A 20,395-nucleotide genomic window follows, 5' to 3' on the forward strand; every position below is an offset into this window, starting at 1 on the left:
TATGCTTTGCCTCGGCGGCGAATTCCGCACGGCTGGGCGCGTCGCGCAAGTCCCAAATTTCGCATGGATTCGCGCCGTGCATCTGCAGAATTTTTGGTGGCGGTTTGATGAAAGTGGAGGCTTCTGTTGCCAGGTGCCTCCGAACCCCGCCTAACGCGGCTAAGCGTTAGGGCTTAATTTCGGTATTTCAAACTGCGTTACGCAGCCTGAGCAACCGGAGCGTAGTTGTCATTGGCAACTATGCGAATGGCCCGATATCGGCGGATACCATGCCGGGCAAAAGCGCGCTCTTTACACCCTCGTCGATCCTATTTCGCCCCCGCCAAAACCCAGACCTTGGAACGCTTCTGGGCTTTGGTGGAGGCGCCGGGTACTGCCCCCGGGTCCGAATGGCTTATTGCAACGGCCGTTTATCACCATAGTCGGCTTGCGCCGACGCTTCGGAATATAGGGACAGATCGTGGCCGAAGGAAGAGCCGCAATTTCGGTGTGTGCGAAAGGGCTTAACGATATCCGCGCTCTTGGCTGCGGCTTCGCTCAGGAGTAGTGCGTTTGGCGATGTCCGAGCCAATGCAACCTGCCGAAATCCCGACCGTACGCGAGCTGTTCGTTGCGTTCGTCCTCGCGGGGCTGTCGGGCTTCGGCGGCGTGTTGCCGTTCGCGCGCCGCATGATGGTGGAGCAGCGCCGCTGGCTGACGCCTGAGGAGTTCAATGAGCTCTTCTCGCTCTCGCAATTCGTTCCGGGACCGAACGTACTCAATATGTCGGTGATCTACGGCTCGCGCTGCCGCGGCCCGATCGGGGCGATCGCGGCCGCCGGCGGCTTGCTGGCGGCGCCCGTCGCCATCGTGATCGCGCTTGCGGCGCTGTACGGCCTCTACGGCGACGTCGGCGCGCTGCCGCGCATTCTCGCCGGCGTCGCGGCGGCGGCGGCCGGGCTGATCATCGCGGCGAGCGCCCGCATGGTGCAGCCGCTCATCAGCCGCCATACGGGACCGGCGCCTTTTGTCGCAGCCGCGGTCTTCGTCGGCTTCGGGATTCTGCGCGTGCCTATGTGGTGGGTCATCGCGGCGGCGCTGCCGCTCAGCATCGTGCTCACAGTCTGGTGGCGGGGGCGCTGATGCAGGCCAACCCGGTCACAACGCTCATCCTGCACTTCATGCTGCTGTCGATCTTGGCTGTCGGAGGCGCCAACAGCGTGATCCCCGAGATGCATCGGCTGGTCGTCGAGAACAATGCGTGGATGACCGACCGGCAGTTCGCCGATCTCTTCGCGATTGCACAAATCGCGCCGGGGCCGAACATCATCATCGTCACTCTGATCGGCTATCAAGTCGCGGGAATCGTTGGAGCACTCGCAACGACCGCCGCGATGTGCCTGCCGAGCTGTCTGCTCGTCTATGCAACCGACTTCGGCTGGCAACATTTTCGTGAAGCGAAGTGGCGAATTGTTTTGCAGGCCGCAATCGTACCGGTGTCGGTTGGCTTGATTGCTGCGAGTGCGCTCATTGTCGCGCAGACAGCCGACGCGTCGTGGACCGCTGTGGCTATTACACTTGCGACTGCCGGGGTTGCCTATTTTACGCGCTTGCACCCGTTATGGATGTTCGCTCTTGCTGCTGTGCTTGGGTACGTCGGGCTGACCTAGTTCGTCGTGGTTTCGACTTTACGCATATGGATTTCAATATCCGGTTGTGTTTAAGCTCAAGCGGGACAGCATAAGAAAATGCGGGGGAGCTCGTGGTGGAAGACACCAAAACAGTAGCGCGTACAGGTCCGTTTGCTTTCATCCGGAATCCTGAAGATTTTTGGGGCGGCTTGGTGCTGATCCTGTTTGCGGTTTTCGCCTGGTGGGCGACCCGCACACTTCCTGGACAGCAAGGTTTTGCCTTCGGGCCCGGCACGGCGCCGCGCCTATTCATGGTGTTGCTCGCCCTGAACGGCCTCGCCATCATGGCGACCGGCATCTTCACCGATGGTAACGACGTCCACTATTCGTGGAAGAGCGCGGTCTTCATCGTCGTCGTCGCTGCTATCTGGCTGGCGATCGAACGCGGCATGTGGGCGATCGGCCAGGGCGCCAACGGTTACATGGTCGCCACCGTCGTGATCGCTGCAGCGTCTCTGCTGATGATCCCAACGCTCGATCGCTTAGAGCTGCGCGGCGTCTTCTTCATCGTTTTGTCGGTGTGCCTGTTCGCCGCCTGCATTCGCACGCTCGGCCTCGTGGTCTCAACGTTCCTTCTTGTGTTCGTCTCCTCTGCGGCGACCAACGAAGTCAAATGGGTCCAGGCGGCGATCTGGGGTGTCGTGATGGCTGCGTTCTGCGCGATCCTCTTCCCGTACGTGCTCAATCTGCCCATGCAGTTGTGGCCGCGGTTCTAGGGAGTAGAAAAACATGGAACTCCTACAGAACCTCGCACTCGGTTTCGGCGTCGCAGTCACGCCGCTCAACCTGGGCCTCTGTCTGCTCGGCGCGCTCGTGGGAACGCTCGTCGGCGTGCTCCCGGGCATCGGCCCGCTCGCAACCATCGCGATGCTGCTGCCGATCACCTTCGGTTTGCCGCCGGTCGGCGCGCTCATCATGCTCGCCGGCATCTACTACGGCGCCATGTATGGCGGATCGACCACGGCCATCCTGGTCAATCTGCCCGGCGAATCCGCGTCAGTGGTCACAACGCTCGACGGCCACCAGATGGCGAAACAGGGCCGCGCCGGCCCGGCGCTTGCCATCGCGGCCCTCGGCTCGTTCTTCGCCGGCTGCGTTGCAACCGTCGTCGTCGCAATTCTCGGTAAACCGCTGACTGCCGTTGCGTTGAAGTTCGGCCCTGCCGAATACTTCTCGCTGATGGTGCTCGGCCTCGTCTTCGCGGTCGTGCTCGCCAAGGACTCGGTGCCGAAGGCGATCGCGATGATCCTGTTCGGTCTGCTGCTTTCGATGGTCGGTACCGACATCGAAACCGGCCAGACCCGCATGACCTTCGACGTCATCGAGTTGTCGGACGGCATCGGCTTCGTCGCCGTTGCCATGGGCATCTTCGGTTTCGCCGAGATCATGCGCAATCTCTGGGTCAGCCAGGATCGCGATCTCGTCCAGCAGAAGATCACCGGCCTCATGCCGACCAAGAAGGACTTGCTCGAGGCGACTCCGGCAGTCATCCGCGGCACGCTCCTCGGTTCGCTCCTCGGCATTCTGCCGGGCGGCGGCACGATCCTCGCGGCCTTCGGCTCCTACACGCTGGAGAAGAAGCTCGCGAAAGATCCGCGCCGCTTCGGCCGCGGCGCCATCGAAGGCGTCGCCGGTCCGGAAAGCGCGAACAACGCTGCCTCGCAGACCTCGTTCATCCCGCTGCTGACGCTCGGCATCCCGCCGAATGCCGTCATGGCGCTGATGGTCGGCGCGATGACCATTCACGGCATCGTCCCGGGCCCGCAGGTCATGACCAAACAGCCGGAACTCTTCTGGGGCCTCATCGCCTCGATGTGGATCGGCAACCTGATGCTGGTCGTCATCAACCTACCGCTGGTCGGTCTCTGGGTGCGCCTCCTGCGCGTCCCGTACCGCCTGCTGTTCCCGATGATCCTGGTGTTCTGCTGTATCGGCGTTTACTCGCTCAACAACACACCGTTCGACGTGGTGTTGACGGCGTTGTTCGCTCTGATCGGCTATTGGCTGCTCAAGCATAACTTCGAGCCGGCTCCGATGCTGCTCGGCTTCGTCCTGGGCCCGCTGATGGAAGAAAACCTGCGCCGCGCCATGCTGCTCTCGCGTGGTGACGCGACGGTATTCTTCACCCGGCCGATCTCGGCCGTCATCATGGTGCTCTCGATCTTCCTCCTCATCGTCGCTTTGCTGCCGATGATCCGGAAGCGCCGCGAGGAAGTCTTCGTCGAGTAATCACGGAAGCGTTATTCGCAACCATAACGGGCGGCTTCGCTTGATCGCGGGCCGCCCGTAGTGCATTTGGCGGGGAAAGATCATGGGGTTGACCATGGTCGGATGGCTGGGCAGGGGGCCCGCCGTCCAGAAATGATCCATTCAGGGAGGAGTTCTTAATGCGATTTCCGCGTTTCGCCGGCTTGCTTGCCGGTGCAGCACTTTCGGTTCTTGGTTTGGGCGCAGCGTCGGCTCAGGATTATCCGAGCCGCCCCGTCACCGTCATCGTGCCGTTCGCGGCCGGCGGCCCGACGGACGTCATCACCCGTATCGTCACCGAGCATATGTCGCGCACGCTCGGGCAGCAGCTGATCGTCGAAAACGTCGTCGGTGCCGGTGGCACGACGGCCTCAACCCGCGCTAAGCGCGCCGCGCCGGACGGCTACACGATCATGACGGGCCACATGGGCACGCATGCTGCGTCGGTCGGTCTCTATCCGAACCTGCAGTATGATCCGCGCACGGATTTCGAGCCGCTCGGCATGCTCGCCGGCACGCCGATCCTGATCCTCGCCAAGAAGGATTTTCCGGCGAAGGATCTCAAGGAATTCGTCACCTACGTGAAGGCGAATGCCGCCAAGCTCAACAACGCGCATGCGGGCGTCGGCTCGGTGTCGTTCACCACCTGCCTCTATCTCAACCACATTCTCGGCGCGAAGCCGGCCCCGATTCCGTTCGGCGGCACGGGTCCGTCGATGAATGCACTCGTTGCCGGTCAGGTCGATTACATGTGCGACCAGATCGTCAACGCGGTTCCGCAGATCAAGGGCGGCACCATCAAGGCTTACGCGATCGCGACGGCCGAGCGTAACCCGGCGCTGCCGGACGTTCCGACCACGAAGGAGGCCGGTCTTCCCGAGTATGTCGCTTCCGCTTGGAACGCGATGTTCGCGCCGAAGGGCACGCCGAAGCCGATCGTCGATAAGCTCAACGCCGCGATCGTCAAGGCGCTCGACGACGAGAACGTGCGCAAGCGTCTGCTCGAACTCGGCAGCGACATTCCGCAAGGCAAGGATCGCACTCCGGAAGCGCTCGGCGCTTTCGTGAAGGCCGAAGTCGACAAGTGGACGCCGATCACCAAGGCCGCCGCAGAGCCGCAGAAGTAATCGCTCGCGCGACTGCGAGGACATCACGGCGGGCAGCAATGCCCGCCGTTTTCTTTCGGGAGCAGAGCCATGGTTCGCCGCGACGAAATCCGCACCAACGAAGTCGGCGTCGAGATGCCGCCGGCGACCGACGCAGGGCTAATCTATATCGGCCGCATCCGCACGCCGTGGACGGATCGTTTGACGTGTCCGCGCCAAGGCCGTCTCGATGGTCCGCTGTGCACGATCGAGATCTTCGAGCCGTGGGTCGCGGCACTCGCGGAGATCGAGCGCTACGAGCGGCTCGAAGTCTTGTATTGGCTCGACAAGTCGCGCCGCGATCTCGTGTTGCAAAGCCCCGCCAGCGACGGCACCGTGCGCGGCACATTCAGCTTGCGCACGCCGGTGCGGCCCAACCCGATCGGCACCAGCATCGCGTTACTCGTCGGCGTCGAAGGCAATGTCGTGAAGGTGCGCGGTCTCGATTGCCTCGATGGCACGCCGCTGCTCGATCTGAAGCCGGATCGTACGTTGTTCACGCCGATCGCACCGCGGCAGCCGGGTGACGACGAGGTCGGCGGGCCGGGTTGACCATCGCGACGATGCGGCGCACCGTCCCACGAAATAACGCGGGAAATAAAAAAATGCGGACAACGCTGCTCGCTGGACGCTTCGCACTCCTCAGCGTTACGGTTCTGTTCGGACTTTCGAGCGCGATCGCTCAGGAGTATCCGACCCGGCCGATCACCGTCATCGTTCCATTTGCCGCCGGCGGCACGACAGATGTCGTCACCCGCGTCGTCGCTGAACACATGTCGCGCACGCTCGGCCAGCAGCTCGTCATCGAAAATGCATCGGGCGCCGGCGGCACCACCGGCACGACGAAAGCGAAGCGCGCGACGCCGGACGGCTACACGATCATGACCGGGCAGATGGGCACGCACGCCGCCGCCGTCGGCCTCTACGCCAATCTGCAATATGATCCGCGCACGGATTTCGAACCGCTCGGCCAACTCGCCGGCACGCCGATTCTTGTGCTCGGCCGCAAGGAATTGCCCGCGAAGGATCTGAAAGAATTCGTCGCTTACGTGAAAGCGAATGCGGGCAAACTAAACAACGGCCATGCGGGCGTCGGTTCGGTCTCCTACACGGGATGTCTGCTGCTCAATCATCTGCTCGGCGTGAAGCCGGCGCTGATCCCGTTCAATGGCTCGGGGCCGACGATGAATGCGCTGGTCGCGAGCCAAGTCGATTACATGTGCGATCAAAGCGTCAACGTCGTGCCGCAGGTGCAGGGCGGAACGATCAAGGCCTATGCGGTGGCAACGCCCGAGCGCAATCCAGCTCTGCCCGATGTGCCGACGACGGCGGAAGCCGGAATGCCGGAATTCCAAGCCTCGGCCTGGAACGCGATGTTCGCACCGAAGGGCACGCCGCGTCCGATCGTCGAAAAGCTCAACGCCGCGATCGTCGCGGCGCTCGGCGACGAGGGCGTACGCAAGCGGATGCTGGATCTCGGCCTCGACATTCCGTCCGGCTCGCACACGACGCCCGAGGCGCTCGGGGAACTCGTCCGCAGCGAGATCGATAAATGGACGCCGATCATCAAGGCGGCGGGCAAGCAGCCTTGAGCGGCCGATGTGGGATAATTAGCTGAGGGGAACGGCCCGCCGTGCGTTCCTGCCAGCGGGCTGATCGGCTAAACTTCGCACCCGATTCCGAAACCCAAGGTCGCGCCATGCGCCAGTATCACGAGCTGATGGAACGCATCCTCGCCGAGGGCGCCGAGAAGGGCGACCGCACCGGCACAGGCACGCTTTCGGTATTCGGTCACCAGATGCGTTTTGACCTGTCGGAAGGTTTTCCGATGGTCACGACGAAGAAGTTGCACCTGAAATCGATCATCCACGAGCTGCTGTGGTTTATCGCCGGCGACACCAACGTGCGCTACCTGCAAGACAACGGCGTGCGCATTTGGGACGAATGGGCGGACGAGAACGGCGACCTTGGCCCGGTCTATGGCCGCCAGTGGCGGTCATGGGCGGCGCCGGACGGGCGCAAGATCGATCAGCTCTCCAACATCATCGCGATGATCCGCAAGAACCCGGATTCGCGGCGTCTCGTAGTCTCGGCCTGGAACCCGGCCGACGTCGACCAGATGGCGCTGCCCCCGTGTCATCTGCTGTTCCAGTTTTACGTCGCGAACGGGAAACTTTCGTGCCAGCTTTATCAGCGTTCGGCTGATGTTTTCCTCGGCGTGCCGTTCAACATCGCAAGCTACGCGCTGCTCACGATGATGATCGCGCAGGTGACGGGCCTGAAGGCGGGTGACTTTGTCCACACGCTCGGCGATGCGCATCTCTACATGAACCATCTCGAGCAGGCGCATCTGCAGTTATCGCGGCCGCACAAGGCGCTGCCGACGATGACGCTCAATCCGAACGTGCGTGAGATCACCGAGTTTAAGTACGAAGACTTCACGCTCACGGGCTACGAGCCGCATCCGCATATCAAAGCGGATGTCGCGGTTTGAGCCTCACGATCCGTCCCGCAATCCCGGGTGATGCGGCGCTCGTTTTCGCGCTCGTCAAAGGCCTCGCCGAATACGAGAAGCTTTCGCACGAAGTCGACGCGACCGAGGAGATGATCGGCGCGGCGCTGTTCACGGCGCACCCGACGGTTTTCGCCGACATTGCTGAGTGGGACGGCGAAGCGGTTGGTTTCACGCTGTGGTTCAACAATTACTCGTCGTTCCGCGGCCGCCACGGCATCTATCTCGAAGACCTTTTCGTGAAGCCTGAGCATCGCGGCAAGGGGATCGGCAAAGCGCTACTCGTGCACCTCGCGCAGCGATGCGTGCGCGAAGGCTGGACGCGTTTCGAGTGGTCGGTGCTCAACTGGAACAAGCCGTCGATCGATTTCTACGAGTCGCAGGGCGCGGAGTTGCTGCGCGAGTGGTCGATCTGCCGCGTCAGCGGTGACGCGCTGGCGCGATTGGGGACGGCGTCATGATCGAGATCGTCTTCGTCGTCGCGGTCGCGGAGAATGGTGTTATCGGTCACAACAACACGATGCCGTGGCACATCCGCTCGGACCTCAAGCGCTTCAAAACGCTGACTATCGGCAAGCCGGTCGTCATGGGCCGCAAGACGTATCTGTCGATCGGCAAGCCGCTGCCCGGCCGCACCAATATCGTGGTGACGCGCGATAAGTCGTTCTCGGCGCCCGGCACGGTGGTCGTCAATTCCATCGAGGCTGCCATGGCCGCCGCGCGCGGTGATGCCTTGCGGCGAGGGTCCGATATAGCGGTCATCGGCGGCGGTGAAATCTTTGCCGCCCTGATGGACGAGGCCGACCGGCTGGAGGTCACCATCGTGCATGCGGCGCCGGAGGGCGACGCTCACTTTGCGCCGATCGATTCGACCGTCTGGAAGGAAGTCGCCCGGACGCCCGGCACCCCCGACCCGGTGGACACGGCCGCTGTTACTTACGTCACCTATCGGCGGGAAAAAGCGGCGGCCACGCAATAGCTTGGCGTGCGCTGTTTTCGCGCCTACAGATGCCATCACGCACTTTTTGGCGGCCGTTTGGTCGCACCCCTCTTCATTGAAAGGGTTCGGGCCCTCACGTATAAGCCCGCTGGAACATATTGCGCTCCCCTCGGGAGCGCTGGGAGAACTGCATGCCGTGGAGTAATCAGGGCGGTGGCCCGTGGGGGTCAGGCCCGAAGGGTCCCTGGGGTTCGGGACCGCAATCGTCCGGCCCAACGCCGCCCGATCTCGAAGACCTTCTCCGTCGAAGCCAAGACAAGCTGAAGAACGTCCTGCCGGGTGGCGGCGGGCTCAATGCCCTCAGCATCCTGTTGATCGCGGCGGCTGCCGTGGTGATCTGGGGCCTCTCGGGCTTCTTCCGCGTCGAGCCGGATGAGCGCGGCGTCGTCCTGCGCTTCGGCAAGGTCAGCCGCGAAGTCGCGCCGGGCCTGAACTATCATCTCCCGTATCCGATCGAGACCGTGCAGACCCCGAAGGTCACGCGCGTCAATCGCATCGACATCGGCATGCAACTGGAAGATCGCCGCGGTCAGACGACCATGCGCGACATTCCGCAAGAGAGCCTGATGCTGACCGGCGACGAAAACATCGTCGACGTCGATTTCTCGGTGCTGTGGGTCATCAAGGCCAGCGGTGCCGCGCAGTATCTCTTCAACATTCAGAACCCGGAAGGGACCGTGAAAGCCGTTGCCGAGAGCGCGATGCGCGAAGTCATCGGTCGCTCCGAGATCACACCGGTGCTCACTGGCGCCCGCCAAGGCATCGAAACGGCGGTGCACAAGCTGATCCAGGAAACGCTCGACGAGTACAACGCGGGCATCCAGATCAACCAGGTGCAGATGCAGAAGGTCGATCCGCCGCAGCAGGTCATCGCGGCGTTCCGCGACGTGCAGGCCGCGCGCGCCGACCAAGAGCGTGTCCGCAACGAAGCCGAAAGCTACGCCAAGCGCGTCGTGCCGGAAGCCAAGGGCCGTGCCTCGCAGATCGAGCAAGTTGCCGGCGCATACAAGGACCAGGCGATCGCGGAAGCACGCGGTGCTGCCTCGCGCTTTAACAACGTTCTCGACGAATACAAGAAGGCGCCGGACGTCACGCGCCAGCGCATGTATCTCGAGACGATGGAGCGCCTCTTCGAAGGCACCGACAAGATCATCATGGACGGCAATGCCGGCAACGGCATCGTCCCATACCTGCCGCTCGGCGAACTCAACCCGCGCCGCTCGCAGCAAGCTTCTCCGCAAACGCCCGCACAGCCTAACCGGCCGACTGCGGGTCCGGCGACGGGGGGCGCACGATGAAAAAGAATATTTTCGGCGGCGCAGTGCTCGCTCTCGTCATCGTCGCGGCGATCATCGTCTACATGACGGCTTTCACGGTGCATCAGACGCGCCAAGCTCTCGTCGTGCGCCTCGGTAATCCGGTTCGCGTGATCACGGAGCCGGGCCTCTACTTCAAGGTGCCGTTGATTGAAAACGTCATCTACGTCGACAAGCGCATCCTCGACCTGGAGAATCCGGCGCAAGAAGTCATCGCGTCGGACCAGAAGCGTCTCGTCGTCGACGCCTTCGCGCGTTGGAAGGTCAAGGACCCGCTGCTGTTCTATCAGCGTGCCGCAACGATCGAGCGGGCGAACTTCCAGTTGATGACGCTGCTCAACTCCGCGCTCCGCCGCGTGCTTGGCGAGGCAACCTTCCTCGGCGTCGTGCGCGATCAGCGTAACGTACTGATGTCGCGTATCCGCGAGCAGCTCGACCGCGAGGTGGCCGACTTCGGCATCACGGTCATCGACGTTCGTATCCGCCGCGCCGATCTGCCGGAGCAGAACAGCCAGGCGATTTACGATCGCATGAAGGCCGAGCGCGAACGCGATGCCAACGAGGCGCGCGCCAACGGTAACCGTGTCGCTCAAGAAACGCGCGCGCGAGCCGATCGCGAGGTCACTGTCACGATCGCCAATGCGCAGTCGGACGGCGAACGCGTACGCGGTGAAGGCGACGCCGAACGTAACCGCATCTACGCCGAAGCCTTCAACCGTGATCCGGACTTCTTCGCCTTCTATCGCGCGATGCAGGCCTACGAGAACGGGCTGAAGCATGGCGATACCCGCATGCTGCTGCGCCCGGATTCGGAATTCTTCCGTTTCTTCCAGAATCCGTCGGGCAAGCGTGACGAGCCGGCGCGCGCCGCTCAATAGCGGCGCGTCTACCGCATGCGCGACTTCTGGGTGGCGATCGGCTTGCTCCTCGTCTTCGAGGGGCTGCTGTTCGCCGCTTTTCCGGAGCACGCCAAACGCGCGGTGGCGAACATCTTAGCGACCCCGAATGAAGCGCTGCGCATCGTCGGTATCGTCTGCGCGATCGGTGGTGTGCTGCTGATTGCCGCTTTACGCCTCTGAATCAGTCGCGATTTGGCCCAATTCGCCGTGCCAAATCGGCGTCACGCCCAACCTCGGGGCGGTCCGGCCCTTGCGAGGGCGCGCGTGGAATTTACTTGTGTAGCGTAGGGCGTCGGCGCACGCTCCCAAAAACCTCGCTCCTATGGAGAATTTGATGGCTCTTGCCTCGATCCCGGTTCGCCGCGCTCTCTTCGCGGCGGCTGCCGCCGGTTTCCTCGCGCTGCCGCTGAGCGCGCCCGCCTTCGCGCGCGGCCCGGAGAATATCTCGGAGGTCGCCGAACGGGTGATCGACGCCGTGGTCAACATCTCGACGACGCAGAAGGTCGCGGCTCCGCCGACGACGGGCCGCCGCCCGCGTGACGGGCAGGGGCAGGGCCAGGGCCAGCAGCCGCCGGGCGCGCAGCCACAGCCGGGCTCGCCTTTCGAGGAGTTCTTCGAGGAATTCTTCCGCCGCCGCGGCGAGAATACGCCGAACCCGCGCGAGCAGCGCCGCGCCTCGTCGCTCGGCTCCGGCTTCATCATCGACGCCAAGGAAGGCCTCGTTGCGACCAACAACCACGTCATCGCGGACGCCGATGAAGTCACCGTCGTCCTCACCGACGGCACGAAGCTGAAAGCCGAAGTGGTCGGTCGCGATCAGAAGACCGACATCGCGCTGCTCAAGGTGAAGTCCGAAAAGCCGCTGAAGGACGTGAAGTTCGGCGACTCCGACGGTATCCGTCTCGGCGAGTGGGTGATCGCGATCGGCAATCCGTTTGGTCTCGGTGGAACGGTGACGCAGGGCATCGTCTCGGCGCGAAACCGCGACATCAAGAACGGTCCTTACGACAACTACATCCAGACCGACGCTTCGATTAACCGCGGCAACTCGGGCGGCCCGCTGTTCAACCTTCGCGGCGAAGTCATCGGCATCAACACGGCGATCATCTCGCCGTCGGGCGGCTCGATCGGCATCGGCTTCTCGGTGCCGTCGAAGACCGCGATGGCCGTGATCGACCAGCTGCGCCAGTTCGGCGAGACTCGCCGTGGTTGGCTTGGCGTGAAGATCCAGGAAGTCACCGACGAAATCGCCGAGAGTCTTGGCGTCAAGCCGCCGCGCGGCGCGCTGATCGCCGGCGTCGACGACAAGGGCCCGGCCAAGCCGGCCGGCATCGAGCCGGGCGACGTGCTGATCCGCTTCGACGGCCGTGAAATCACGAGCATGCGCGATCTCCCGCGCATCGTCGCCGATACGGCGGTCGGCAAGGAAGTCGACGTCGTCTTGATCCGCAAGGGTAAGGAACTCGCCAAGAAAGTGACGCTCGGCCGCCTCGAGGATGGCGAGCGCGCTCAGCCGGCCTCACTGCCGAAATCGGGCGGCGCGGACGACGACAAGTCGACCGTGAAGAAGACACTTGGCCTCAACCTCGCCAACCTCTCCGACGATCTGCGCAAGCAGCACAAGATCAAAGAGAGCGTGAAGGGCGTGATCGTCACCGAGGTCGAGCCGGGCTCGGCTGCAGCCGAGAAGCAGCTTGCGGTCGGCAACGTCATCGTCGAAGTCGCGCAGGAGCCGGTCGCGACCGCCGAGGATGTCACGAAGCGTATCGACAAACTCAAGGGCGAGGGCCGCCGCTCGGCGCTGCTGCTCGTTGCGAATGCAGAAGGCGAGCTTCGCTTCGTCGCGCTGAGCCTTCAGTAATGCGTTTGAGGGCGGCGCTACGTGGCGCCGCCCCGCGCAATTACCATTCTATGCAATGTTAGCGTTATCTTAGCGGCCGCGGTAAACGTCTGTGTTTACTGTGTAATATTGCTATGCTTTGTGGCGTGCAAATTGCATTGCTCTGCTGATGCAACCTTTGGCAGAGTGTCAGCGGTAACCCGAGTTGAGCGTTCATGGCGCGCGACGAGACAGACATCATCTCCGGCATTTATGAAGCCAGCTTCGTTCCGGAGCTTTGGCGGAATGTCATCAGTGATATGGCCACGCTGACGGACACGTTTGGCGGCGTGATGTTCGTCGAAGGTGCGCACGGGTTCAAATGGACCGCCACCGACAATATGCGCCCGATCATGCAGGGCTTCGTCGACGGCGGCTTCAACACGAACAACACACGGACGGCCAATCGGCTGCGCTGCAACCGCGCCGGCTTCCTGAACGAGTTCGATCTTTACTCGAAAGATCAGCTCGAAGTTGAGCCGATGTATGTGCGCCATTTCCGCCCGATCGGACTTGGTTGGTCTGCCAGCACGGCGATCTGCTCGACGAGCCAAGACATCATCGTGTTCGATCTCGAACAGCGTTTCGACAAGGGCCCGATCGGCCGCGATACGCTGAGCAAGCTCGACGATTTCCGGCCGCACATTGCGCGTGCGGCGCTTGTCGCGAGCCGTCTCGGAATGAAGCAGGCGCACAGCGCCGTCGGTGCGTTTCAGCTTGTCGGTTTGCCGGCGGCCGTGATCACACGCACGGGCCGTGTGCTGGCCGCGAATGAACTGCTGGAGAACCTGCCGGGGCAAGTAAAGATTGTCGCCAACGACAAGCTCCACTTCGAGAACCGCTCCGCACAGGATGTGTTCTTGCGCGCTGCCGCGCATGGCGGGCTCGCGCCGAAAGCCGTGCTGTCGTTCGCTTTGCCGGCGACCGAAGAAGCGCCGGCCGCCGTTGCGCAAGTGATCCCGCTGAAGGGCGTCAGTAACGACATCTTCGCGCGCGGCGACGCCGTGCTGCTGATCTCGCCGCTCAGCCAATCGGCTGCGCCGCATGCGGATGTGGTTGCGGCGCTGTTCGATCTCACGCCGGCGGAGGCGCGCGTCGCGCGCGGCATCGCCAGCGGTCTGACGGCGGAAGGCATCGCAGCTTCGCTGTCGCTCTCGCCGCACACCGTGCGCAGTCAGGTCAAAGCGGTGCTTGCGAAAGTCGGCGTCAAACGTAAGATCGAACTCGCGAACTTGCTTGGTTCCGTATCGACGCGTTTCGGCACCCACTGATGTCCAGCGATAAAAGCGACCACGACCCGCTCGCGGCGGGGTACCACGCATTGGCGCCGGGCGACGTCGCGAACGTCGTCACCTATCTCGAAATGACCGAGCGGCCGAAGCCGCGGCCGATGCCCATCGCGGATGCGGGCTTTCAACTCGTGCCTCTGCGCGGCAATGCGCTCGCGGACTATCGCAAGTTGTTCAGCGCTGTCGGCGAGGATTGGTTGTGGACCTCGCGTGTGGTGATGCCCGACGACGCGTTGCGCGCGGATCTCGATCGTGCGGATTTCGAGTCGTATGCGCTGCTGACGCGGGGTATCGCGATCGGATTGATCGATCTCGACTTCGGCGCGGGTGACGAATGCGAGCTCAAATCCTTCGGCCTCGTCGCCGCCGCGATCGGCCAGGGCGCGGGCCGCTATCTGATGACGCAAGCGATTGCGCGCGCTTTCGCGAAACCCATCAAGCGCTTCTGGTTGCACACCTGCACATTCGACTCGCCGCAGGCGCTTGGCTTTTACAAGCGCTCCGGCTTTCGCCCGTTCAAGTTCGCCGTCGAGGTGATGCGCGATCCGCGTCTCGACGCAACTCTGCCGCGCACATCTGCTCCACACATTCCGTTGATCGATTGACTTGAGCTTTTCGGAAGTTTGAGCCAACCTTCCTCTCCGTCATCCATTCGGCGCGCTCAATTTCGGGCAGACAGCACGAGACATGACGGGGAGGAGACGTCATGGGTGCATTGCTGGCCCGAGTCTTCGCGACGCTCGCGCTCGTCGCAGCGACGCTGTCTGGCGCGTTCGCGCAAGCCGATTGGCCGAAATCGCTTATTATCGGAACCGCGTCGGCAGGCGGCACTTACTACGATTACGGCAATGGCCTCGCACGGCTCCTGTCGCGCGAATTGGGCATTCACGTCATTGCGCGGCCGACCGGCGGTCCGGCTGAAAACATCGAGCTGCTCGAGAAGGGCGAAATTCAACTCGCCTTCGTGACGCAGGGCGTTGCGCTGCAGGCATGGAACGCGTCCGGCGCTCTTGCCGGCGGCGGCCAGCAGCGGGCGATGCGTGCGCTGTTCCCGATGTACGACACGCCGTTTCAATTCGTGGTGCTGGCCGACTCAGCCATCCAGTCCGTTGCGGACTTTGCCGGAAAGCGCGTCGGCGTCGGTCCGAGCGGCGGCACGACTGCAAATTACTTCCCGCAGTTTCTCAAAGTGCTGAAGACCGACGCTACGCTGATCAACGGCGATTGGTCGGACCTTGCCGCGAAGGTCGAGGATAAGAGCCTCGATGCACTCGCCGTCGGCGCGGGCGCGCCGGTGCCGGCCTTCGCCGAGATCGAGCGCAAGACGAAGGTGCGCTATCTGCCCCTGACATCGGCGCAGATCCGCGACTTGCGGCTTGCGCTGCCGGAACTGGGCACAGCGACCGTTCCGGCCGGAAGCTACCCGTCGCTGCGGCGGCACTACCCGACGGTCGGGCTCTATAATTTCGCGGTCGCGCATCGCGATCTGCCGGACGATCTCGCTTACGCGATCGTCGATGCGGTTTTTGCGCATCAGGACACGCTCATCGACGCGCATCCGGCGGCGGCCGAGACGACGCCAGCGAACTTCACGCGCAACACTTTCATCCCGTTTCACCCCGGCGCGGCACGTTGGTTCCGCGGCCGCGCGGTGCCGGGCATGACGCATTCGGACTGAGGAGAGATTGATGGCGACCGCTACCGCGACGACGACCGCTCCTGGCCATACGGGGCCTTGGTTCACTCACCTCTACGTCCAGGTGCTCGGCGCCATCACGCTCGGCATCCTGCTCGGCCACTTCTACCCGTCGGTCGGCGAACAGATGAAGCCGCTCGGAGACGCCTTCATCAAGGCGATCAAGATGGTCATCGCGCCGATCATCTTCGTCACCGTCGTGCACGGCATTGCCTCGATGCGCGACATGAAAAAAGTCGGACGCGTTGGTCTGAAAGCGCTGATCTACTTCGAGATCGTCACCACGCTGGCGCTCGTCGTTGGCCTGCTTGTCGTCAATCTCTGGAAGCCCGGCGTTGGCCTCAACGTCGATCTATCGTCGATCGATACGAAATCGATTGCCGCCTTCACGACCAAGGCGAAAGAGCAAGGCACCATCCAGTTCCTGATGGACATCATTCCGGCGACCGTCGTCGGCGCTTTCGCGAATGGTGAAATCCTGCAGGTGCTGTTCTTCGCGATCCTGTTTGCCTTCGCGCTGCAGTCGCTCGGCTCTTACGGCGAAAGCGTGCTGCACTTCATCGACGTCGTCAGCCACGTCTTCTTCAAGATCGTCGGCATCATCATGAAGGTCGCGCCGATCGGTGCATTCGGCGCGATGGCGTTCACGATCGGCAAATACGGCGTCGGAACGCTGCTGCATCTCGGCAACTTTATGCTGTCGTTTTATACGACGTGCTTGATATTTGTCTTCGTCGTGCTCGGTTCTATCGCGGCGTTGTGCGGCTTCTCGATCATCAAGTTCATTCGCTACATCAAGGAAGAATTGCTGATCGTACTCGGCACCTCGTCATCCGAGTCCGTTCTGCCGCGCATGCTGGCGAAGATGGAGAATCTGGGCTGCGAAAAATCCGTCGTCGGCCTCGTGATCCCGACCGGATATTCGTTCAACCTCGACGGCACCTGCATCTATCTCACGATGGCCGCGATCTTCCTCGCGCAGGCGACCGGAACGCCGCTGACGATCGCACAGGAGCTCGGTATCATCGGCGTATTGCTGCTGACCTCGAAGGGGGCGGCCGGCGTCACCGGCTCCGGCTTCATCGTGCTCGCCGCAACCCTCGCTTCGGTCGGAACGATCCCGGTCGCGTCGATCGCGTTGATCCTCGGCATCGACCGCTTCATGTCGGAAGCGCGCGCGTTGACGAACCTCGTCGGCAACGGCCTCGCGACGGTCGTTGTCTCGAAGTGGGAAGGGGCGCTCGACGAAGTGACGTTGCACAAGCGCCTCAACGGCGAGACCGATGCCGAGGCCGACACGCCCGAGGATGTGATGATCACGGACGAGGAGCGCGCCGAAGGCGCGCGACGCCCCGCGACGGCTTAGGCGGTTGCGAACTCGTCCTTCTTGTAGCCCTGCAGGTAAAGGAGAGCCGTGAGGTCCGCGTGCTCGATGCGAGCATGCGCGGCGGCTGCGACGGCTGGCTTCGCCCGATAGGCGACGCCGAGCCCGGCCTCGCCAAGCATGGCGAGATCGTTGGCGCCGTCGCCGACCGCAAGCGTCTCGGGCTTGGCGATGTGCAGCGTATTGCGCAACGCGATGAGGGTTGCGAGTTTCGCTTCGCGGCCGAGGATCGGCTCCTTCACGCTGCCGTCAAGCTTGGCATCGGTAACGCCGAGCACATTCGAATGGCTCTCGTGGTAGCCGAGATCTTTCGCGACACGTTCGACGAAGGCCGTGAAGCCGCCGGAGACGAGACACGTATGTGCGCCGCTCGCCCGCATCGTCGAGAGCAGTGTCTTCGCACCCGGCATCAGCGTGATGCGCTCGCGCAAGACGTCGTCGATCACCGTTACGGGTAGGCCTTTCAGCAATCCGACGCGCTCGCGCAGAGCCGGCTCGAACGCGATCTCGCCGCGCATCGCGCGCTCCGTGATCGCCGCGACGTGATCCTTCAGTCCCGCATGCGCGGCAAGTTCGTCGATGCATTCCTGCTCGATCATCGTCGAGTCCATGTCGGCGATGAGGAGCTTCTTGCGGCGGAAATGCAGCTCCGCGCTGACGATGTTGGCGTCGATCGGGCGCTTTCCGATATGTGTGCGGACGCGAGCGATCAAAGGCGCGAGGTCATCGTCCTCGGACGCGACGAAGATAACCTCCCAAGCTTCCGCCGGCGCGAGCCACCACGTCTGCAGTACGGAAGTGTCGGACAGCATTGCCTCGATGTCGCGGGTTAGCGCTTCATCGAGCGCGCCCTGCGGGGCAGTCAAAACCAATGCTTGAGCGTAACTCTCGGCCATGTGTTAGACGATCAATCGTGGAAAAAGACGAGCAATACCCCGCCGGAAAGCCGGTGCTTATCGCAGGCCCGACCGCCAGCGGCAAGTCGGCTTTGGCGATCGCCGTGGCGGAGCGTTTTGGTGGCCGCATCATCAATGCGGATTCGATGCAGGTTTACGCGGACTTGCGAGTGATCACGGCGCGCCCCACGCCGGACGAGGAGGCGCAGGTTCCGCACGTCATGTACGGCTGGATCGATGCGGCCGTGAACTATTCGGCCGGGCAGTGGCTGCGCGACGCCGAGCAAGAACTGGAGACCTGCCGACGCGACGGCGTGCGCCCAATCATCGTCGGCGGCACCGGGCTGTATTTCAAGCTGCTGACCTCGGGTATCGCCGCCATTCCGCCGATCCCCGAGGAGATCCGTCAGTCAGTTCGCGCGCGCATCGAGCGCGAAGGCTCGCAAGCGCTGCACGCGGAGCTTGCGGTTGGCGATCCGGAGGCTGCCGCGCGTCTGCACACCAGTGACGGCAGCCGCATCGTCCGAGCGATCGAAGTCTTGGAGGCGACCGGCCGCACACTGTCCGACTGGCAGCGCGAGAATGCGCCGCCGATTCTGGACGGAGCAAATACGGCGTGTGTTTTCGTCGATTGCGATCGCGACGATCTCGCGGGTCGTATCGGCAGACGCTTCGACCAGATGTTGGAGCAGGGCGCGCTCGACGAGGTGAAGGCGCTCGGCGAACGCAAGCTCGATCCGGCGCTGCCCGCGATGAAGGCGCACGGCGTGCCGTGGCTGATCAAATATTTCGACGGCAAAATTTCTCTCGCCGACGCCGCGTCGCATGGCAAGCTCGAGACGCTGCAGTACACGAAACGTCAGCGCACGTGGGCGCGCAACCAGTTTCCGGATTGGCCGTGGGAAACGTCGGAGACGGCGCTGGGTAGCGTGGCGCGGCAGCTCTAGGCGCGCGCGCTGCGCAGCCGCGGCGCGGGTTTCGGCCACCACCACTGTGCGACGAGCGACACGAACGTCACGGCGAGCCCGGCCGCCAGCACCCACCACATGGGGCGAATGTCGTATTCGAATTCGAGATTGGCCTGCAGCACCATCACGGCATTCGCGCCGGTTTTCACCGCGTACCACCCCGCTTCGAACAAAGCCGTGAGCAGAGAACTCGCGATCGATAGGCCGATCAGCGAAACCCACCCGGCATTCGCGTAACGGTGCAAGAGGCGATAGCCGAACAACCACAGCATCAAGCCGAACATCAACACGGGCTCGTAGATCTCCAGCTTCTTCTGCAGCATGAAGTGCAGAATGACGAGAATGCCGATCGCGTAGACGACACGATGCAGCGTGTTCCAGCGCGGCCCGAGTTTGCGGATCATCGCGTCGGTCGACGTCACGCCGAGTGCGATCAACCCGATGAGGGCGACAAAGCCGATCGTCAGATAAAAACGCAGGACGATCTCGGTCGCGACTTTGAGGAAGTCGTAGCGCTCCTGCACGATGTAGAGCACGAAGTGGAAGACGGCGTAGCAGCACGCCGCAACGCCGAGCGTGCGGCGCGCCAGCATCGGCTTGCCGACCGGAAATAGCCGCCTTGCCGGTGAGATCATGAGCGAGAGCAGCAGTAGGCGCACCGACCAGCGGCCGGTGAAATGCAGCGCTTCGGTCGCGGGGCGGGGGCCGAGATCGATCGTCCAGGTTCGCCAGGCGAGCCAAATCAGCGGCGCAATCGACACCGCGAAGGCCAGAATCTTTTCCGGGGACCAGCGGCCGTTTTTCTCGCGGAGGAACATCGAGCCCGTTGTTGTGTGGCGGCGTATCCTGCCTCTACGAACGAGGCTGCGGAAAGGTTACAGCATCTCACGAAAACTTTCCCGGTACGCCGATGTTCCGCTAGAACGGAGCACCCATCACAAACAAGAAACCCGCATGCAGCGCTCAGGCTTCCGCTTCTTCTTCCCGTTTCGCGTCCGCTATTCCGAGATCGACGGCCAGCGCGTCGTCTTCAACGCGCATTATCTGACCTACTACGATGTGACCATCACGGAGTATTTCCGCGCGCTGGGCTTCGACCAATACGAGGACGCCAAGCAGACCGGCGAGGACTTCCATGTCGTGAAATCGACCGTGGAGTACAAAGCCCCGATCTTGTTCGATCAAGAAATCGAGGTCGGCTGCCGGGTAGGCAAGCTCGGCAATTCGAGCATGACCTTCGAGCTTGCGATTTACCTCAAGGGCGGCGATCAGGCGCTGGCCACGGGCGAGGTGATCTGGGTCAACACCAACCAGGCGACCCATCGCCCGGCCCGCGTGCCGGACCACATCCGGAAGCTCATTTCGGACCGCGAGGGCCGCGAGGTCTCCTAAATTCCGCGAAATCCCCCGCTTGACCCTTAAAACGGCGCGGACTATGGTCCGCCCCGAAATCACCCTGAGGAGCGACCCTTGTCGCGTGTTCTTATTGTATCG

At 62.9% G+C, this 20,395-nt stretch carries 22 protein-coding genes and 1 other RNA gene; 20 read left to right on the forward strand and 3 right to left on the reverse strand.

Features of this window, described 5'->3' with window-relative positions; all coding sequences use genetic code 11:
- Positions 1 to 112 precede the first annotated feature (112 nt).
- Positions 113 to 477, reverse strand: a transfer-messenger RNA (tmRNA) gene (ssrA, locus tag GJW30_RS09360).
- 93 nt (positions 478 to 570) lie between these two features.
- Between ssrA and GJW30_RS09365 the strand changes: the two genes are divergently transcribed.
- From GJW30_RS09365 to GJW30_RS09450, 18 genes are all read left to right on the forward strand, one after another.
- Positions 571 to 1,122 carry a chromate transporter gene (locus GJW30_RS09365; protein WP_096354582.1) on the forward strand — a complete coding sequence of 184 codons (552 nt, stop codon included), beginning with the start codon at positions 571 to 573 and terminating at the stop codon, positions 1,120 to 1,122.
- Positions 1,122 to 1,649: a chromate transporter gene (locus GJW30_RS09370; RefSeq protein ID WP_096358755.1), complete on the forward strand. Its 528-nt coding sequence runs from the start codon at positions 1,122 to 1,124 to the stop codon at positions 1,647 to 1,649. Before GJW30_RS09365 ends, GJW30_RS09370 begins: the two co-directional genes overlap by 1 nt.
- Positions 1,650 to 1,744: 95 nt before the next feature.
- Complete coding sequence (locus GJW30_RS09375; protein WP_130364854.1) at positions 1,745 to 2,386, forward strand: tripartite tricarboxylate transporter TctB family protein; 642 nt, start codon at positions 1,745 to 1,747, stop codon at positions 2,384 to 2,386.
- A gap of 13 nt (positions 2,387 to 2,399) precedes the next feature.
- The gene (locus GJW30_RS09380) at positions 2,400 to 3,899 is read left to right on the forward strand and encodes a tripartite tricarboxylate transporter permease (RefSeq protein WP_096354586.1); all 1,500 of its coding nucleotides are present in this window, start codon (positions 2,400 to 2,402) and stop codon (positions 3,897 to 3,899) included.
- Positions 3,900 to 4,057: 158 nt separating this feature from the next.
- Entirely contained in the window at positions 4,058 to 5,044 is a 987-nt protein-coding gene (locus tag GJW30_RS09385; RefSeq protein WP_096354588.1) for a tripartite tricarboxylate transporter substrate binding protein BugD, read from the forward strand.
- A gap of 69 nt (positions 5,045 to 5,113) precedes the next feature.
- Complete coding sequence (gene tsaA / locus GJW30_RS09390; protein WP_096354590.1) at positions 5,114 to 5,614, forward strand: tRNA (N6-threonylcarbamoyladenosine(37)-N6)-methyltransferase TrmO; 501 nt, start codon at positions 5,114 to 5,116, stop codon at positions 5,612 to 5,614.
- A 53-nt stretch (positions 5,615 to 5,667) separates the two neighbouring features.
- Positions 5,668 to 6,654 carry a tripartite tricarboxylate transporter substrate-binding protein gene (locus tag GJW30_RS09395; RefSeq protein WP_096354592.1) on the forward strand — a complete coding sequence of 329 codons (987 nt, stop codon included), beginning with the start codon at positions 5,668 to 5,670 and terminating at the stop codon, positions 6,652 to 6,654.
- 107 nt (positions 6,655 to 6,761) lie between these two features.
- Positions 6,762 to 7,556: a thymidylate synthase gene (locus GJW30_RS09400; protein ID WP_096354594.1), complete on the forward strand. Its 795-nt coding sequence runs from the start codon at positions 6,762 to 6,764 to the stop codon at positions 7,554 to 7,556.
- Positions 7,553 to 8,035, forward strand: coding sequence for a GNAT family N-acetyltransferase (locus GJW30_RS09405; RefSeq protein ID WP_096354596.1), 483 nt, complete (start codon positions 7,553 to 7,555; stop codon positions 8,033 to 8,035). Before GJW30_RS09400 ends, GJW30_RS09405 begins: the two co-directional genes overlap by 4 nt.
- Positions 8,032 to 8,553: a dihydrofolate reductase gene (locus tag GJW30_RS09410; protein WP_096354598.1), complete on the forward strand. Its 522-nt coding sequence runs from the start codon at positions 8,032 to 8,034 to the stop codon at positions 8,551 to 8,553. Before GJW30_RS09405 ends, GJW30_RS09410 begins: the two co-directional genes overlap by 4 nt.
- Positions 8,554 to 8,705: 152 nt before the next feature.
- Positions 8,706 to 9,872 (forward strand): FtsH protease activity modulator HflK, encoded by a 1,167-nt coding sequence (gene hflK / locus GJW30_RS09415; RefSeq protein ID WP_096354600.1) that lies wholly within the window; start codon positions 8,706 to 8,708, stop codon positions 9,870 to 9,872.
- The gene (gene hflC / locus GJW30_RS09420) at positions 9,869 to 10,768 is read left to right on the forward strand and encodes a protease modulator HflC (protein ID WP_096354602.1); all 900 of its coding nucleotides are present in this window, start codon (positions 9,869 to 9,871) and stop codon (positions 10,766 to 10,768) included. Before hflK ends, hflC begins: the two co-directional genes overlap by 4 nt.
- 15 nt (positions 10,769 to 10,783) lie before the next feature.
- A complete protein-coding gene (locus GJW30_RS09425; RefSeq protein WP_096354604.1) occupies positions 10,784 to 10,969 on the forward strand; it encodes a DUF2065 domain-containing protein in 186 nt (61 codons plus the stop codon).
- 154 nt (positions 10,970 to 11,123) lie between these two features.
- Positions 11,124 to 12,650, forward strand: a complete 1,527-nt coding sequence (locus GJW30_RS09430) for a Do family serine endopeptidase (protein WP_245408705.1) — start codon at positions 11,124 to 11,126, stop codon at positions 12,648 to 12,650.
- 194 nt (positions 12,651 to 12,844) lie between these two features.
- Positions 12,845 to 13,939 carry a helix-turn-helix transcriptional regulator gene (locus tag GJW30_RS09435; RefSeq protein WP_096354608.1) on the forward strand — a complete coding sequence of 365 codons (1,095 nt, stop codon included), beginning with the start codon at positions 12,845 to 12,847 and terminating at the stop codon, positions 13,937 to 13,939.
- The gene (locus GJW30_RS09440) at positions 13,939 to 14,562 is read left to right on the forward strand and encodes a GNAT family N-acetyltransferase (protein ID WP_096354610.1); all 624 of its coding nucleotides are present in this window, start codon (positions 13,939 to 13,941) and stop codon (positions 14,560 to 14,562) included. Before GJW30_RS09435 ends, GJW30_RS09440 begins: the two co-directional genes overlap by 1 nt.
- A 101-nt stretch (positions 14,563 to 14,663) precedes the next feature.
- Positions 14,664 to 15,635: a TAXI family TRAP transporter solute-binding subunit gene (locus GJW30_RS09445; RefSeq protein ID WP_096354612.1), complete on the forward strand. Its 972-nt coding sequence runs from the start codon at positions 14,664 to 14,666 to the stop codon at positions 15,633 to 15,635.
- A 10-nt stretch (positions 15,636 to 15,645) separates the two neighbouring features.
- Positions 15,646 to 17,019: a dicarboxylate/amino acid:cation symporter gene (locus GJW30_RS09450; RefSeq protein WP_096354614.1), complete on the forward strand. Its 1,374-nt coding sequence runs from the start codon at positions 15,646 to 15,648 to the stop codon at positions 17,017 to 17,019.
- Here the strand turns inward: GJW30_RS09450 and serB are convergent.
- Complete coding sequence (gene serB, locus GJW30_RS09455) at positions 17,016 to 17,933, reverse strand: phosphoserine phosphatase SerB (RefSeq protein WP_096354616.1); 918 nt, start codon at positions 17,931 to 17,933, stop codon at positions 17,016 to 17,018. The two genes, GJW30_RS09450 and serB, sit on opposite strands and share 4 nt — an antisense overlap.
- 17 nt (positions 17,934 to 17,950) lie before the next feature.
- On the opposite strand from serB, the gene miaA reads away from it, so the two are divergent.
- Positions 17,951 to 18,880 (forward strand): tRNA (adenosine(37)-N6)-dimethylallyltransferase MiaA, encoded by a 930-nt coding sequence (miaA, locus tag GJW30_RS09460; RefSeq protein ID WP_245408706.1) that lies wholly within the window; start codon positions 17,951 to 17,953, stop codon positions 18,878 to 18,880.
- Here the strand turns inward: miaA and GJW30_RS09465 are convergent.
- Positions 18,877 to 19,719 carry a protein-methionine-sulfoxide reductase heme-binding subunit MsrQ gene (locus GJW30_RS09465; protein ID WP_096354618.1) on the reverse strand — a complete coding sequence of 281 codons (843 nt, stop codon included), beginning with the start codon at positions 19,717 to 19,719 and terminating at the stop codon, positions 18,877 to 18,879. The two genes, miaA and GJW30_RS09465, sit on opposite strands and share 4 nt — an antisense overlap.
- A gap of 136 nt (positions 19,720 to 19,855) precedes the next feature.
- Between GJW30_RS09465 and GJW30_RS09470 the strand changes: the two genes are divergently transcribed.
- Positions 19,856 to 20,293 (forward strand): acyl-CoA thioesterase, encoded by a 438-nt coding sequence (locus GJW30_RS09470; RefSeq protein ID WP_096354621.1) that lies wholly within the window; start codon positions 19,856 to 19,858, stop codon positions 20,291 to 20,293.
- Positions 20,294 to 20,395: the final 102 nt, after the last annotated feature.

This window comes from Variibacter gotjawalensis (assembly GCF_002355335.1).
GTDB classification, from domain to species: Bacteria; Pseudomonadota; Alphaproteobacteria; order Rhizobiales; family Xanthobacteraceae; genus Variibacter; species Variibacter gotjawalensis.

Bases quoted from the DNA above. Each gene is read 5' to 3' on its own strand.
- GJW30_RS09410 (WP_096354598.1), top strand. From the start codon at position 8,032: ATGATCGAGATCGTCTTCGTCGTCGCGGTCGCGGAGAATGGTGTTATC.
- serB (WP_096354616.1), bottom strand. From the start codon at position 17,933: ATGGCCGAGAGTTACGCTCAAGCATTGGTTTTGACTGCCCCGCAGGGC.
- hflK (WP_096354600.1), top strand. From the start codon at position 8,706: ATGCCGTGGAGTAATCAGGGCGGTGGCCCGTGGGGGTCAGGCCCGAAG.
- GJW30_RS09365 (WP_096354582.1), top strand. From the start codon at position 571: ATGCAACCTGCCGAAATCCCGACCGTACGCGAGCTGTTCGTTGCGTTC.
- GJW30_RS09450 (WP_096354614.1), top strand. From the start codon at position 15,646: ATGGCGACCGCTACCGCGACGACGACCGCTCCTGGCCATACGGGGCCT.
- GJW30_RS09465 (WP_096354618.1), bottom strand. From the start codon at position 19,719: ATGTTCCTCCGCGAGAAAAACGGCCGCTGGTCCCCGGAAAAGATTCTG.
- tsaA (WP_096354590.1), top strand. From the start codon at position 5,114: ATGGTTCGCCGCGACGAAATCCGCACCAACGAAGTCGGCGTCGAGATG.
- GJW30_RS09385 (WP_096354588.1), top strand. From the start codon at position 4,058: ATGCGATTTCCGCGTTTCGCCGGCTTGCTTGCCGGTGCAGCACTTTCG.
- GJW30_RS09395 (WP_096354592.1), top strand. From the start codon at position 5,668: ATGCGGACAACGCTGCTCGCTGGACGCTTCGCACTCCTCAGCGTTACG.
- GJW30_RS09370 (WP_096358755.1), top strand. From the start codon at position 1,122: ATGCAGGCCAACCCGGTCACAACGCTCATCCTGCACTTCATGCTGCTG.
- GJW30_RS09445 (WP_096354612.1), top strand. From the start codon at position 14,664: ATGGGTGCATTGCTGGCCCGAGTCTTCGCGACGCTCGCGCTCGTCGCA.
- GJW30_RS09430 (WP_245408705.1), top strand. From the start codon at position 11,124: ATGGCTCTTGCCTCGATCCCGGTTCGCCGCGCTCTCTTCGCGGCGGCT.
- GJW30_RS09435 (WP_096354608.1), top strand. From the start codon at position 12,845: ATGGCGCGCGACGAGACAGACATCATCTCCGGCATTTATGAAGCCAGC.
- GJW30_RS09400 (WP_096354594.1), top strand. From the start codon at position 6,762: ATGCGCCAGTATCACGAGCTGATGGAACGCATCCTCGCCGAGGGCGCC.
- GJW30_RS09380 (WP_096354586.1), top strand. From the start codon at position 2,400: ATGGAACTCCTACAGAACCTCGCACTCGGTTTCGGCGTCGCAGTCACG.
- GJW30_RS09470 (WP_096354621.1), top strand. From the start codon at position 19,856: ATGCAGCGCTCAGGCTTCCGCTTCTTCTTCCCGTTTCGCGTCCGCTAT.
- GJW30_RS09425 (WP_096354604.1), top strand. From the start codon at position 10,784: ATGCGCGACTTCTGGGTGGCGATCGGCTTGCTCCTCGTCTTCGAGGGG.
- GJW30_RS09440 (WP_096354610.1), top strand. From the start codon at position 13,939: ATGTCCAGCGATAAAAGCGACCACGACCCGCTCGCGGCGGGGTACCAC.
- hflC (WP_096354602.1), top strand. From the start codon at position 9,869: ATGAAAAAGAATATTTTCGGCGGCGCAGTGCTCGCTCTCGTCATCGTC.